Annotated in this window: 14 protein-coding genes; 6 read left to right on the top strand and 8 right to left on the bottom strand. The window is 71.8% G+C overall.

Annotation, left to right across the window (positions count from 1 at the left end; all coding sequences use genetic code 11):
* Positions 1–87: 87 nt before the first annotated feature.
* The gene (locus tag ACX27O_RS07030) at positions 88–390 is read right to left on the bottom strand and encodes an amphi-Trp domain-containing protein (protein WP_458939087.1); all 303 of its coding nucleotides are present in this window, start codon (positions 388–390) and stop codon (positions 88–90) included.
* A gap of 153 nt (positions 391–543) precedes the next feature.
* On the opposite strand from ACX27O_RS07030, the gene ACX27O_RS07035 reads away from it, so the two are divergent.
* Positions 544–840 (top strand): DUF6582 domain-containing protein, encoded by a 297-nt coding sequence (locus ACX27O_RS07035; protein ID WP_210857980.1) that lies wholly within the window; start codon positions 544–546, stop codon positions 838–840.
* Positions 841–843: 3 nt separating this feature from the next.
* On the opposite strand, the gene ACX27O_RS07040 is transcribed toward ACX27O_RS07035, so the two are convergent.
* Positions 844–1,269: a VOC family protein gene (locus tag ACX27O_RS07040; RefSeq protein WP_210865178.1), complete on the bottom strand. Its 426-nt coding sequence runs from the start codon at positions 1,267–1,269 to the stop codon at positions 844–846.
* Between the two features lie 151 nt (positions 1,270–1,420).
* On the opposite strand from ACX27O_RS07040, the gene ACX27O_RS07045 reads away from it, so the two are divergent.
* A complete protein-coding gene (locus ACX27O_RS07045; RefSeq protein ID WP_030331140.1) occupies positions 1,421–3,253 on the top strand; it encodes a glycoside hydrolase family 15 protein in 1,833 nt (610 codons plus the stop codon).
* Positions 3,254–3,263: 10 nt separating this feature from the next.
* Here ACX27O_RS07045 and ACX27O_RS07050 read toward each other — a convergent pair whose 3' ends face one another.
* Positions 3,264–4,079: a DUF72 domain-containing protein gene (locus tag ACX27O_RS07050; RefSeq protein ID WP_458939112.1), complete on the bottom strand. Its 816-nt coding sequence runs from the start codon at positions 4,077–4,079 to the stop codon at positions 3,264–3,266.
* 118 nt (positions 4,080–4,197) lie between these two features.
* Here ACX27O_RS07050 and ACX27O_RS07055 point away from each other — a divergent pair, with 118 nt between their 5' ends.
* Both ACX27O_RS07055 and ACX27O_RS07060 read left to right on the top strand, forming a co-directional pair.
* The gene (locus tag ACX27O_RS07055; RefSeq protein WP_210865179.1) at positions 4,198–5,217 is read left to right on the top strand and encodes a glycosyltransferase; all 1,020 of its coding nucleotides are present in this window, start codon (positions 4,198–4,200) and stop codon (positions 5,215–5,217) included.
* Positions 5,218–5,278: 61 nt separating this feature from the next.
* Entirely contained in the window at positions 5,279–6,046 is a 768-nt protein-coding gene (locus ACX27O_RS07060; protein ID WP_030331134.1) for a Clp protease N-terminal domain-containing protein, read from the top strand.
* Positions 6,047–6,098: 52 nt separating this feature from the next.
* Here ACX27O_RS07060 and ACX27O_RS07065 read toward each other — a convergent pair whose 3' ends face one another.
* Complete coding sequence (locus ACX27O_RS07065) at positions 6,099–6,617, bottom strand: hypothetical protein (protein WP_030331132.1); 519 nt, start codon at positions 6,615–6,617, stop codon at positions 6,099–6,101.
* 135 nt (positions 6,618–6,752) lie between these two features.
* Positions 6,753–6,947: a DNA repair protein gene (locus tag ACX27O_RS07070; protein WP_210865180.1), complete on the bottom strand. Its 195-nt coding sequence runs from the start codon at positions 6,945–6,947 to the stop codon at positions 6,753–6,755.
* A gap of 171 nt (positions 6,948–7,118) precedes the next feature.
* On the opposite strand from ACX27O_RS07070, the gene ACX27O_RS07075 reads away from it, so the two are divergent.
* A complete protein-coding gene (locus tag ACX27O_RS07075) occupies positions 7,119–7,781 on the top strand; it encodes a GNAT family N-acetyltransferase (RefSeq protein WP_210865181.1) in 663 nt (220 codons plus the stop codon).
* A gap of 392 nt (positions 7,782–8,173) precedes the next feature.
* On the opposite strand, the gene ACX27O_RS07080 is transcribed toward ACX27O_RS07075, so the two are convergent.
* Positions 8,174–9,628, bottom strand: coding sequence for a glycoside hydrolase family 3 protein (locus tag ACX27O_RS07080; protein ID WP_458939088.1), 1,455 nt, complete (start codon positions 9,626–9,628; stop codon positions 8,174–8,176).
* Positions 9,629–9,797: 169 nt separating this feature from the next.
* Here ACX27O_RS07080 and ACX27O_RS07085 point away from each other — a divergent pair, with 169 nt between their 5' ends.
* Positions 9,798–10,973 carry an ROK family transcriptional regulator gene (locus ACX27O_RS07085; RefSeq protein WP_030331123.1) on the top strand — a complete coding sequence of 392 codons (1,176 nt, stop codon included), beginning with the start codon at positions 9,798–9,800 and terminating at the stop codon, positions 10,971–10,973.
* Between the two features lie 126 nt (positions 10,974–11,099).
* Here the strand turns inward: ACX27O_RS07085 and ACX27O_RS07090 are convergent, their stop codons facing one another.
* Positions 11,100–12,110: an ABC transporter permease subunit gene (locus ACX27O_RS07090; RefSeq protein WP_030331121.1), complete on the bottom strand. Its 1,011-nt coding sequence runs from the start codon at positions 12,108–12,110 to the stop codon at positions 11,100–11,102.
* Complete coding sequence (locus tag ACX27O_RS07095; protein WP_030331119.1) at positions 12,107–13,105, bottom strand: ABC transporter ATP-binding protein; 999 nt, start codon at positions 13,103–13,105, stop codon at positions 12,107–12,109. The genes ACX27O_RS07090 and ACX27O_RS07095 overlap by 4 nt, the downstream gene beginning before the upstream one ends.
* Between the last annotated feature and the right edge of the window lie 120 nt (positions 13,106–13,225).

Raw genomic sequence — 13,225 nt, forward strand, 5'->3', positions numbered from 1 at the left:
CCAGGCCGACACGGGCCTGGCCCCCGGCTGCTCGTGACAGCCCGAGTTGTCACAGGTCCGGCGCCCGGCTCGGCGCCGCCGACGTCGCTAGCTGGCGGGCTCCGGCGTGGTCTCGGCCGGCTCGGCGGCCTCGGCGTCCTTGGCGGGCTCCTGCTCGTCGGCCACCGTGACGCGCGCCGGTTCGGTCCAGGAGAACTCGATCTCGACGGACACCTCCGTCTCGCTCTCCCGTTCGATCTCCAGCTCGCAGCGCACCGCGTCCGCGACGGTCACCGCGCCGGCCGCGCCGTAGAAGAGCCGCCCGTCAGACTCCAGCTGGTTCGCCAGCTGGCGCAGCCAGGCGGCCAGGTCGGAGCGGGACACCGTACGGGAATCCTCGTAAATATCCATGCCGGCAATGCTCGCACTCCACAAAGGACAGCCAGTGAAGGGCTTCGGCTCCACCCGGTGGTGCCGGCATGGTATGGATCTTGTCGGTGGCGATCGTCCGGATAATGCCGGCTCCGGAGGTGCTACCGGGCCGCGTGCGGGTAATGCTGGGCGATGACATCAACCTGGAAGCCCCACGAGAAGCACGGCACCCTGTCGGACAAGGACAAGCGCGAGCTGCCGGAGAGCGTCTTCGCGTTCCCCGGGAAACGCAAGGAGCCGATGACCGACGCGGGTCACGTCCGCAACGCCATCGCCCGATTCGACCAGGTGCAGGGCGTCACCGACGCCGACCGCGACCTGGCCTTCCAGAACATCCTCGCCGCGGCCAAGCACTACGGCGTCGACGTCGCCGAGACGAACTGGCGTCAGCTGGGCAAACTACCGCACACCCCGAATCCCGCCCACTAACCGTCATTCCGCCTTCAATGCGGCGAGGACGTCGAGGTAGTGCGGGTTCTGCATGACACCCAGCACGTTGCCGAACGGGTCGACCACCGACGCGGTGATGAACCCGCCGTCCCCGTGCGCGGTGATCGGTTGGTACTCGGTGGCGCCCATCGCCAACAGCCGCTCGACGGTCGCGTCGAGGTCGTCGACGTGCCAGTGCATCACCACGCCGCCGGGCCCGCTCGCCGCGCCGGCCGGCCCGAACCTGCGGTCGATGATGCCCAGCTCGGCCTGGTAGTCCCCGATGCGGAACTCGGTGTAGGCCGGGCGTCCGTCGGGGCCCGGGCGCATGAAGTACGCCTCGACGCCGAGGAGATCCGCGTACCACCGTGTGGCCGCTGCCACGTCGTCCGCCCAGATGTTGAGTGTGGCAAATCCGCGCAGGCTCATGGGTTGTCCTCTCGTCGATGGCGGTGGTGCCGGGACGGGGTGATGTCGACGGTACGCGTCGTCCCGGGCCGGAACCGACACCGACGGGCGGCATCTTTCGTCAGCTCACGGGTAGTCCCCGCCATTGCCCGTACGAGCGGCGGGGGACAGCGTGGAGAGCTACCCGGCAGTCGAGAACCACGGTCTGATCGGTGATCTGCAGACCGCCGCACTGATCAGCACGGACGGCACTGTCGACTGGTTCTGCGCGCCCCGCTTCGACTCGCCGAGCGTCTTCGGCGCGCTGCTGGACCGCCGCAACGGAGGCCACTTCCAGCTCTCGCCCGACGGTGTCGACTACACGAGCAAACAGCTCTACCTGCCCGGCACGCCAATCCTGATCACCCGCTTCCACACCGCCGACGGTGTCGGTGAGCTGCTGGACTTCATGCCCGTGACGGGAGCGCAGGCCACCGATGAGCACCGGTTGATCCGGCTGGTCCGGATGGTGCGGGGGACCATGCGGTTCCGCGTCCAGTGCCGCCCACGGTTCAACTACGGGCGCGACCCGTTCGAGCTGGAGGTGCACCCCGAGGGTGACCTCTTCCGGAGCCCGACGCTGACCTTCACCCTCGCCGCGTTCAAGGACGTGGAGCGGGCGTTCCACGTGGGGGACTTCCACCGCGACGCCGACGGCGTGTCCGCGCGGTTCACGCTGCACGCGGGCGACATCGGCGGGGTTGCCCTGGAGACGGTCGGCGCCCCGCGCGCGCCCCGCGCGCTCAGCACCGAGCAGGCGTGCGACCTGCTCGCCGAGACCCGTGACCACTGGCGACGGTGGGTGGGCGGTTCCCGCTACAAGGGCCGCTGGCGGGAGGTGGTCGAGCGGTCGGCGATGACCCTCAAGCTGATGACGTACGCGCCGACCGGTGCTCTGGTCGCCGCGCCCACCGCGGGGCTTCCCGAGCAGATCGGCGGGCAGCGGAACTGGGACTACCGCTACACCTGGATCCGGGACGCGTCCTTCTCCGTGCACGCGTTGCTGCGCCTGGGCTTCACCGACGAGGCCCAGAAGTATCTGCTCTGGCTCAATGCGCGCATCCGTGAGGCACGCGACGGCGCCATGCCCCTGCAGATCATGTACCGCATCGACGGCTCACCGGACCTCCCCGAGGAGGTGCTGGGCCACCTGGAGGGATACCGCGGCTCGGCGCCGGTGCGGATCGGCAACGGCGCGGCGGACCAACTCCAACTCGACATCTACGGCGAGGCGCTCGTCTCGTTGGAGCTGGCCGACCGCAACGGCCTGATCGCGCCGTACGACGGGTGGCGCAAGACGGCCGGGTTGATGGACTGGCTCTGTGAGCACTGGAACCAACCCGAGGACGGCATCTGGGAGACCCGGTCCGGTCGGCAGGACTTCACGTACGGCCGGGTGTTGTCCTGGGTCGCGCTGGACCGGGCCATCCGCATCGCGCGACGCCGGGGCCGCCCCGGCGACATCGCCCGCTGGTCCGCCGAGCGTGACGCCATCTACGAGCAGGTCATGACCCGTGGTTTCCACAGTGGGCGGCGCGCGTTCGTGCAGCACTACGGTTCGGACATCCTGGACGCCTCGTTGCTGGCGATGCCGGGGCTGAACTTCATCTCGCCCACCGATCCGATGTGGGAGTCGACGCTGCGCGCCATGGACACCGGCCTGGTCTCCGACAGCCTGGTCTACCGCTACGACCCGAGCGCGTCGCCGGACGGTCTCGCCGGCACCGAGGGCACGTTCAACATGTGCACCTTCTGGTACGTGCAGGCGCTCGCGCTGGCCGGCCGAGTCGACGACGCCCGGTTGACGTTCGAGAAGATGCTCACCTACAGCAACCCGCTGGGCCTCTACTCCGAGGAGATCGCGCCGACCGGCGAGCAGATCGGCAACTTCCCGCAGGCGTTCAGCCATCTGTCGCTGATCAGCACGGCGACCCACCTCGACGAACTGCTCGACCAGCAGGGCTGAGCGGTCCCGGTCAGAACAGGGTCAGCGGCTCGACCGGGATCGGCTCGGGCAACGCGGCGAGTCCCGGTACGCGCGCCCGTACCTCGTCGTGGAACCGGCGGGCGAGCGCCGGTGCGTCGGAGTTGTCCGGGGTGTGGATGAACACCGTCGGGGAGCGCCCCTCGTGCAGCCAGGTGACTGTCACGTCGATCCAGCGCTGCCATCCCTCGACGGTGCGCGTCGGGTCGTCGCGACCGAGGTAGCGCACGATCGGCCGGTCGGTGAGCGCGAGCGATCGCAGCGGCACGCGCGGTTTCTTGGACCAGGCGTCCCGTTCCGCGTCGCTGGTTGGTGGGCTGGCGAAGAAGGCGGTGGTGTCGAAGGGGATCCATTCGGCGTTGGCGGCGGCGAGGGTCGCCCCGAGCAGTCGGGCCGGGTGGGCGTCGGTGAAGAACGCGGGATGGCGGACCTCCACCGCGTACCGGTGGGACTGCGGAAGCTGCTGCAGGAAACGGCCCAGGGTCGGGACGTCGCCGGGCGCGAACGAGCCGGGTAGCTGGATCCAGAGGGCGTGGGCGCGCGGGCCGAGCGGTTCGATCGCGTCCAGGAAGGCGCGCAGCGGTTCGCCGACGTCGGTGAGCCGCCGTTCGTGTGTGATGACCTTGGGGAGCTTCAGGACGAAGCGGAAGCAGGAGCTCGTCTGGGCGGCCCACGAGGCGACGGTGTCCCGGGTCGGGGTCGCGTAGAACGTGGTGTTGCCCTCCACCGCGTCGCACCAGCTGGCGTAGTGCCGCAGGCGCTCCGTGGGCGGCAGCCGGTGGCCCGGCCACGACCGGTGACTCCACATCGCGCACCCCACGTGCAGACGCATGACCCGCCCTTCCCGCCGGTGACCGCGTTCGACCGGAGCCCACGGTATATGGGCCGGCGACGGGGCCCCGGTGTGGCGGGTAGGGTCCGACGCCATGCGCGTGCTGTTCGCCAGTCTTGCGTCAGTCGGTCACACGTATCCGTTGATCCCGCTGGCGATCGCCGCCCGGGACGCCGGGCACGAGGTCCACTTCGCCGCCGGTACGGAGGTGCACGCGCCACTGGCCGCGCACGGCCTGCGGCCGTTCCGCCCCGGCGACGCCTTCTACGAGGTGTACGCCGAGGACCTCGCACCGGAGTTGGCGCGCCTGCGGCCGGACCTGGTGGTGCACGAGTGGGGGTTGCCGGGAGCGGCGGTGGCGGCCCACCGGGCTGGCATCCCGGGTCTGTGGCACGGGTTCGGCCGGATGTTTCCCGAGGGCATCGGTCTGGAGCTGCCCACCAGGAACGCCGAGGTCGTCGGTCGACCGCACCTGGACATCTGGCCGCCGTCGCTGCAGGACAGGGACTTCCTCGCCACCGAACGCCGGATCGAGCTGCGACCGGTCGCCTTCTCGACGCCGGCTCCGCTGCCCGAGCGGGTGAGCCGTCGGACCCCCCGCCCGTTGATCTATCTGACCCTCGGTACCGCGTTCGGCACGCCGGAGCTGCTGCGCACCGCCATCGCCGGTCTGGCGGCGCTGGACGCGCAGGTGGTGGTCGCGGCCGGCCGGGTGCCGGTGGAACAGCTGGGCGAGATTCCCGACCAGGTCAGCGTCCACCGGTGGGTGTCGCAGGCGGAGCTGCTGCCGCTGGTCGACGTGGTGGTGCATCACGGGGGCAGTGGCACCACCCTCGGCGCGCTCGCGGCGGGCGTACCCCAGTTGTTGTTGCCGCAGGGCGCGGACCAGTTCGCCAACGCGGAGGTGCTCGCCGCCGCCGGGCTGGGTCTTCGGCTCCTCCCCGGGGAGGTGGACGCTGCTGCGGTCGCCGAGCAGGTCCACCGGCTGCTGCCCCGGCACGGCACCGTCGGGCAGCGCGACGCGGCCCGCGCGGTCGCCGAGGAGATCGCCGCCATGCCGTCCCCGGCGTCCGTCGCCCGACGCCTACCGGAGTACGCCCGGACGGGTGCGTGATCGGAGACGGAAACGTCAACCCAGCGTTGACGAAGGGGGGTCGTCAACCTATAGTTGACGCATGACGGAACCCAGCGAGATGAGTAACGCGCTGAAGCTCGACGACCTCATTCAGTCGATCAAGAAGCTGCACACCGACGCGCTCGACCAGCTCACCGACGCGGTGCTCGTCGCCGACCACCTCGGTGAGGTCGCCGACCATCTGATCGGGCACTTCGTCGACCAGGCCCGGCGCTCGGGCGCCTCCTGGACCGACATCGGCCGCAGCATGGGGGTCACCAAGCAGGCCGCCCAGAAGCGCTTCGTGCCGAAGGCGACCGACGCGGCCGCGCTCGACCCCAACGCCGGCTTCGGCCGGTTCACCCCGCGCGCCCGCAACGTCGTGATGGCCTCCCAGGAGGAGGCCCGCGCCAGCGGCAACGTCGAGATCGGCCCCGAGCACCTGGTGCTGGGCCTGCTCGCCGAGCCGGACGCGCTGGCCGCCAGGGTGATGGCCGGTCGCGGGGTCACTCCCGAGGCGGTGCGCGAGGCGGTCGCAGCCGTCCTCCCGCCGCGGTCCGAGCAGGTCCCGGACCTCATCCCGTACGACGCACGCGGCAAGAAGGCGTTGGAGCTGACCTTCCGGGAGGCGCTGCGTCTCGGGCACAACTACATCGGCACCGAGCACCTCCTGCTCGCCCTGCTCGAACAGGAGGACGGCGCTGGTGTGCTCACCGACCTCGGCCTGGAGAAGGCAGCGGTCGAGACCGACCTGGTCGCCGCCCTCGCCGCGGCGGTCAACGCCACCAGGGCGGTCAACGACGCCGAACCAGGTGACGACGCCCGATAGCCCGACGCCGCCATCGGTCAGCGGGCCGGGAAGGCCCGCTGACGCGGGTCGGTCAGGAGACGTCGGGGAAGCCGTACCGCAGGGCGTGCTCCGGATCGGTCGGGTCGATCTGGCGTACGCCCGCGTCGGCGAGGCGCTTGTTGACCTCGTCGAGCTGCTCGCGCACCAGCCGCGCCTCCTCCTCGGTGACCCGACCCCGGTGCGGCTTTCCGGCGTGCTCCAGCGTGCCGTAGTCGATCTTCTCGGCGCTCTTGCGGGCCTTGGGAGGGCGGACCCGCTCGGCCGTCTTCAGCAACTGCGCCATCGGCACGTCGGTGGCCATCGCGTCGAACTCGCTGGCCGTCAGCACCACCCGGCGAGGCTCGCCGCCACCGTGCCGGTCGTGGATCTCGACCACCGCCACGTCCAGCGCGGCGTCGTCGATGTTCTCCACCTCGCCCGGGGTGGCGTCCAACTGCACGGGCCCGGCGACCAGGTCCGGGTGCTCCAGCACGACGACGCGGACCACCTCGTCGTCCTGCTGCAGAACCGTGCCGGTGAAGTCGGAGACGTGGATCGTCTTCTTGCCCATGCGCGGAGCTTCTCCTGTCGTAGGCCGGGATGAGGGACCACAAGAAATTACCCGACAGGTGTGCGAAAGCCGCCGCTGGACCTCCTCCGGTGTGTCGCCCCCCGTACTTCCCGGCGGTCGCCGTGACGGCCGGCGTCAGTGGGTGTTCAGGCGGTGCCGACTGGAGCTGCCGGCGGGCAGCTTGTTCAGCCCGGCCCACGACAGGTCGCCGCTGCCGACCGTCCGGGGGTTCCGGTAGCGCGGCTGGGGCGGATTGCCGCCGACGGCCTCCGCCGCCCGCCAGAGTCGCTCGGGGTCCTGCTCGTACTGGTCGTTCGGCTGAATCGGCATGCGTTCACCGTCCCAAAGAAAGGTGTCCAGGTATGGAAATACATATGACGGTCGATTTGTGCTCCTGGTTCCCGTACCCCTTGCCCACTCGGCTCTGACGTATCCTGCGCCCGGCCCCGCCGTCCGGGCGTACGGTGATCCACGACGGGTCGGGTGACCGGGGAGGTGCGCATGCTCGACCGGCGACTTCACCTGCACCTGGCCAGCTGGCTCGGCCAGTGGCCGGCCGGGCCGGGGTTGCACGTGGTCGCCTCGCAGCGGCGGGCCAAACCGGCCTGGGACGGCCGACTGCGCCCCGCGCTCGCCGTGGACACCGGGCGCAGCGCCGTGCTCTCCGTGGCGCCGGACCGCGTGGCGGCGATCCGCGCGCTGGCCCGCCGTACGCCGAACCGCCTGCTCGCCGCGCTGCCGGAGGCCGTCGGCCGGCCCGAGTTCTGCGTACACGACGGCCCCTTCCGGTGGAGCGTGGCCCCCGCGCCGCTGCCCGATGTGGGGGAGTGGACCGAGCCGACAGCTGCCGGGCTGCCGCCCTGGCTGCGGCTCTTCGATCGGCCGGTGCTCGTGGTCCGTGCCCCGGACGGCGCCTACCTGGCCGGTGCCGGGATCAAACGACACGACGCGTACGGGCACGAGTTGGCAGTTGGCACCGTGCCGGCCGCCCAGGGGCGCGGCCTCGCCCGTCGACTGGTGGCCCAGGCGGCACGGCGGGTGCTCGACGAGGGTGCGGTGCCCACCTACCTGCACGAGCGGGACAATCACGCCTCGGCCCGGGTCGCCGAAGCGGCCGGGTTCCCGGACCGGGGCTGGCGCGCGTACGGGGTCTATCCGCGCTGACCCGCGCCCCCCAGCCCAAGCGGCCCGCGATCTTGCGTTTTCTGTTGCGACATAGCGGGCATTGGCCCGCATCTCGACGACCGAAACTGCAAGATCGGCGCGGATGGGTCCGTGGCTGAGTCGGCATTGGGCACGGACCGTGGATCCCGGGCCGGATCCACGGTCCGCAACCTCCCCCCAGGCCCCGGTTCCGGGTGTAACGGCCTCGCCCGGGGGCGAGCCGCTACGTGTCGATCACGCTACGTATCGAGAAGGCTCGGGGCAAGGTTGAAGCTGTCGGTTCGGAGTGTCGAGAAGTGGACTTGACCTGCTTCTTCGCCCGATCGAGCGGGTCGGCGGGTCAGTGACGGAGCGTGCGAATGAGGTCGAGCACCGATCGGGGAACGGATGGCTCAGCCGGCCAGGCCGAGCGCCTCGGCGGCAGCGCGACCGTTGGCGTGGCTCGCTCCGTAGGTGGTGACGAAGGCGCGGACGCCCGCTGGCCGCCACTGCGCCGGCCAGCCCATCTCCACCACTGTCACCGGGTGCTGCGCGGCCAGGTCGGCGATCAGCTCCGGGCCGCCGGGCAGCCGGTGCAGGTGTCGCCCGACCAGCACGATGGGACGGTCGCCGGCCAACCCGCGCAGCGTGGCCGGGTCGGTTTCGGTGGCGATCACCCGGATTTCCGGCACCCCGTCCAGGTGCGGACCGAGGCCCCACGGCACCCGGCCCTCGGCGATCGTCGACTCGGTGTGCAGTTGCACCACCAGTGCCTGGTCCAGGCCGGTGAGCTGGCCGTCCACCCGGATCGCCCGGCGCGCCGCCGCGTACCCCAGGTCGGCGTCCTCGGTGCCCGGCGACCCGCTGGCGGCCCGGGTCCAGGCGGCGAGATCGGCGGCGCGACCGGCGGCCTCCTCGACCCGGGCCATCGCGAGCCGGCCGTCGGCGAGCGCGTCGACGATCTCGGCGGCCACCCGTTCGACCAGCTCGGCGTCGACCCGCGCGCCGATGCAGAGCAGGTCGGCGCCCGCGCTCAGGGCCCGGACCGCGGCCGGCCCGACGCCGCCGGCGGCCACCGCGGCCCCCTTCATCTCCAGCGCGTCGGTGATGACGGTGCCGGTGAAGCCGTACTCGGTGCGCAGCAGGTCGACCAGGACGGCGCGGCTGAAGGTGGCCGGGTCGGCGCCGGTGAGTGCCGGCACCCGGATGTGCGCGGTCATCACGGCGCGAGCGCCGGCGGCGACGACGGCCGCGAACGGCGGTAGGTCCCGCTGGCGGAGCAGGCTCAGCGCGGCGTCCACGGTGGGCAGCTCGTGGTGGGAGTCCTTGACGGTGGCGCCGTGCCCGGGGAAGTGTTTGGCGCAGGCGGCCACGCCGGCGGCCTGCAACCCGGTCACGGCGGCGGCCGAGTGGGCGGCTACCCGCACCGGATCCGCGCCGAAGGACCGGGTGCCGATCACCGGGTTGTCGTCGGCGGTGTTGACGTCGACTGTGGGGGCGAGGTTGACGGTGATGCCGAGCGCGGCCAGTTCGGCGCCGATCGCCTGGTAGATCCGCCGGGTGAGTGCCACGTCGCCGATCGCACCGAGGGCGGCGTTGCCGGGGTACGGGCTGCCGGTGGCGTGCGCCAGCCGGGTCACGTCGCCGCCTTCCTCGTCGATGGCGATCAGCGCGTCCGGCCGACCGGCGCGCAGCGCGGCGGTGCTCGCCGCCACCTGGGCGGGGTCGTGCACGTTGGTGCCGAACAGGGTGTGCCCGGCCAGGCCGTCGGCCAGCAGGTCGACCGCCCAGTCCGGCGGGACCGGTCCCGGGTACGCGGCGAGGAGCGTGCCCAGCGCCAGCCGGCGCAGTCCTGGATCCAACCCCACGTGATCTTCCCCCTTCGGTGTCCCGCGGGTACGAAACGTCGTACCGGTGGTGGTCCTGGCCCTACCGACTTGGCCGAGCGTCCCACCGCCGGGTGGCCGTTACGCTACGGCTACCCGTTCGCAGGTTGGTTTACAGTTAGCAAAGTTTACTAAAACTAGAGGACGTGTCATGAGTGCGACCCGGCTGCCCGGCACCCCCCGCCTGTTGCGGGCGCTCAACGACCGTGCCGCACTGGAGCTGCTCCTTGAGCGCGGCCCGCTGACCCGGGCTCGACTCGGCGAGCTGACCGGGCTGTCGAAGGTCACCGCCTCGCAACTGGTCGAGCGGCTGGAGGAGCGCGGCCTCGTGGCGCGGGTCGGCGAGCAGGCCGGCGGGCGCGGGCCGAACGCCCAGCTCTACGCCGTCCGCCCGGGCAGCGCGCACGTGGTTGGCGTGGACGTCGGGCCGGACCGGGTGGTGGCCGCGTGCGCCGACATCACCGGTGCCGTCATCGGCCGGGTGGAACAGTCGACCCGGGACACCGACGACCCGGTGGGCGTGGTGCACAACGCCGTCGTGCAGGCGGCGAGCAGCGCCCAGGCGCAGCTGAGCAGCGTACGACGCATCGTGCTCGGCACGCCGGGCCTGGTCGACCCCGGCACCGGCGACATCACCTTCGCCTTCAACCTGCCCCGCTGGCACAGCGGCCTGCTCGCCGCGCTGCGGGACGACCTGCACACGCCGGTGGTCTTCGAGAACGACGTCAACCTGGCCGCGGTGGCCGAGGCGCAGTCCGGCGCGGCCCAGGGGCTGGCGGACTTCGTGCTGGTCTGGGTGGGTGCCGGCGTCGGCCTGGCGATCATGCTGGGCGGGCGGTTGCACCACGGCAGCAGCGGTGCGGCCGGCGAGATCGGCTACCTGCCGGTGCCCGGCGCACCCATCCCGCGCGATGTCTCCCGGCGCGCCAAGCCGGCCTTCCAGCAGCTGGTCGGCGCGGACTCGGTGCGCGCGGTGGCCGCCGAGCACGGCTACCCGGACGCCGACGCCGCCGAGGCGGTCCGCGCGGCCGTCGCGGCCGGCGCCGACGGCGGCCCGATGCTCGACGAACTGGCCCGCCGGCTCGCGCTCGGCGTGGCCAGCACCTGCGTGGTGCTGGACCCACCGCTCGTCGTGCTCGCCGGCGAGGTGGGCCAGGCCGGTGGGGCGGCCCTCGCCGACCGGGTGCAGCAGGAGGTTGCCGCGATCACCCTGGTCCAGCCGCGGGTGGTGCCGACCGGGCTGACCGAGGAGCCGATCCTGCACGGCGCGCTGCGCACCGCCCTGGACGCGGTGCGCGACGAGGTGTTCGGCTCCACCGTCGGCTGAGCGCGCTGCGGCGGTCATGTGAAGGAATATTTCACCGCGCCTCGGTGAGTCGCAAGCCCTTGCCGCGTACCGGGCTGTCCCGGTGCGCCGGGCCGCCCATCGCGGGACGGGCGGCCCGGCGCGGCGTCAGATCAGGTCGCGGCGACGGAACACGGCGAACGCCAGCACGGTCAGCCCGCCGGTCAACGCGACCAGCACCAGCAGCGCCGGGCCCCAGGTCAGGGTGTAGAGGCCCGAGCAGTAGCCGGTGCCCGCGGTGGCGGCACAGAGCTGCGGGTCGAAGAACCGTGACTCGCCGCTGAGCCACGCCCCGATGTAGCTGGAGAGCATCAGTCGGTCCGGCCGTCGGGCGTCGATGATCTGCAGCACCAGACGGCCGCCCAACTCCCACACCACCGCGTACGCCGCCACCGCCCCCAGCGCCGCCGACGTGTGCCGACCCAGCGTGGCGATCGCGAAGCCGAGCGCGGAGGCCAGCAACACCAGCACCATGCCCCGGCCGTGCACCGCGCCGAGCGAACCCCAGAAGTCACCGTCCAACCGGCCCGGCAGCCCGGCGCTCTGCCCGATCACCCAGAAGGTGGCGAGGTAGACCACCGACGCCAACAGGGACAGGGCCAGCACCGAACCCAGCAGGGTGCCCAACTTGGCCGCGAGCACCGTCAACCGGCGCGGTCGCCAGAGCAGGAGATTCACCACGCCGCCCGAGTTCAGATCCGCGCCGATGTAGGAGGCGCCGACCAGGAAGCCGAACAGCACCAGGAACGCGATCAGGAAATAGAGCAGCGACTCGGCCTGCTCGGCGAAGCTGAACACCCCCGGCAGGAAGTCGGCGGCGATCGGCAGCCGTTCCTGCCGGACCGGGTCGAGATCCGCGCAGTCGGCGAAGTACTCGCTCGTGTCGGTCGGCGACCTTTCCTGCAGGCGGGCCAGGCACTCCTGGTGCGTGGTCTCCATGCTCCGACGCGCGTCGACGGCCTGCTGCCGCGCCGAGTTCAGTTCACTGGCGGTCGGCTTGTGCGAGCCAGCCAGCGTGGTCGCCGCCGTGACGGCGAACGCGAAGACCAACAGGACGACCATGAGCTGCACGAAGCGGCGCGCGGACAGCCGCTCCAACTCGGCACGAACCAGGTTCACGCGTCCACTCCCCGATCGAGATCGATAACAGCGCCGTCGCGCGGCGGCGACGAGTCGTCGACCTGCCGCGGCACCGACGAAGGCCCGTACGCGCCCGTCAGCTCCAGGAAGACGCTCTCCAGGTCCGGCCGCAGCGGCGTCAGCTCGCCCACCCACAGCCCCTGCTCGCCGAGCGCCCGACTGACCACCGTCGGGTCACCCACCCCGCTCACCACCAGCGCCTCGCCGTCGACGACCGCCGTCAGGCCGGCCGCGTGCAGCAGCTCGACGGCCCGCTCCGGCTCGGCCACCCGCACCAGGAACTCATGCCGGTCGTGACCCGCCAGCACCTCGTCCACCCGGCCGGCCGCCACCCGACGTCCCCGCGAAATGATCGTGACGTGGTCGCAGATCAGCTGGATCTCGCCCAGGATGTGACTGGACACCAGCACCGTCACACCGTTGGCCGCCAGCGATCGCATCAGGTCCCGCATCTCCCGGATGCCCGCCGGGTCCAGCCCGTTCGCCGGCTCGTCCAGGATGAGCAACCGCGGGTCCTTCAACAGCGCGGACGCCACCGCCAGGCGCTGCTTCATGCCCAGCGAGTAGCTCTTCACCCGATCATCGCCCCGGTCGTGCAGACCCACCAGATCCAGCACCTGGTCCACCCGCGAGACCGGCACCCCGCCGGCCCGGGCCAACAGCCGCAGGGTGCGGTGACCGGTGAAGTTGCCGAAGAACTGCGGGCTCTCCACGATGGCCCCGACCTGGCCCGCCACCCGGGGCAGCAGCTCCGGCGACGGTTCACCCAACACGGTCATCCGCCCGCTGTCGGCGCGTACCAGCCCGAGCAGGGCGCGCAGGGTGGTGGTCTTGCCCGAGCCGTTGGGGCCCAGGAACCCGTGCACCTGGCCCGCCTCCACCAGCAGGTCGAAGCCGTCCACCGCCACCCGTCGGCCGTTGCGCAGGCTGTGGAAGGTCTTGCGCAGACCCTCGATCTCGATGACCGCGCTCATCCGCGTGGCTCCGTACGTCGACGGGGCATGGGCCGTCCTTCAGACTTGGTGATCAACGACACGGTGCCTCACCCTATGGCCGAGGCGCCGCCCATGGGGGGCGCCTGGGCGCTGCGTGGT

The sequence above is a fragment of the Micromonospora sp. SD19 genome (assembly GCF_054462275.1).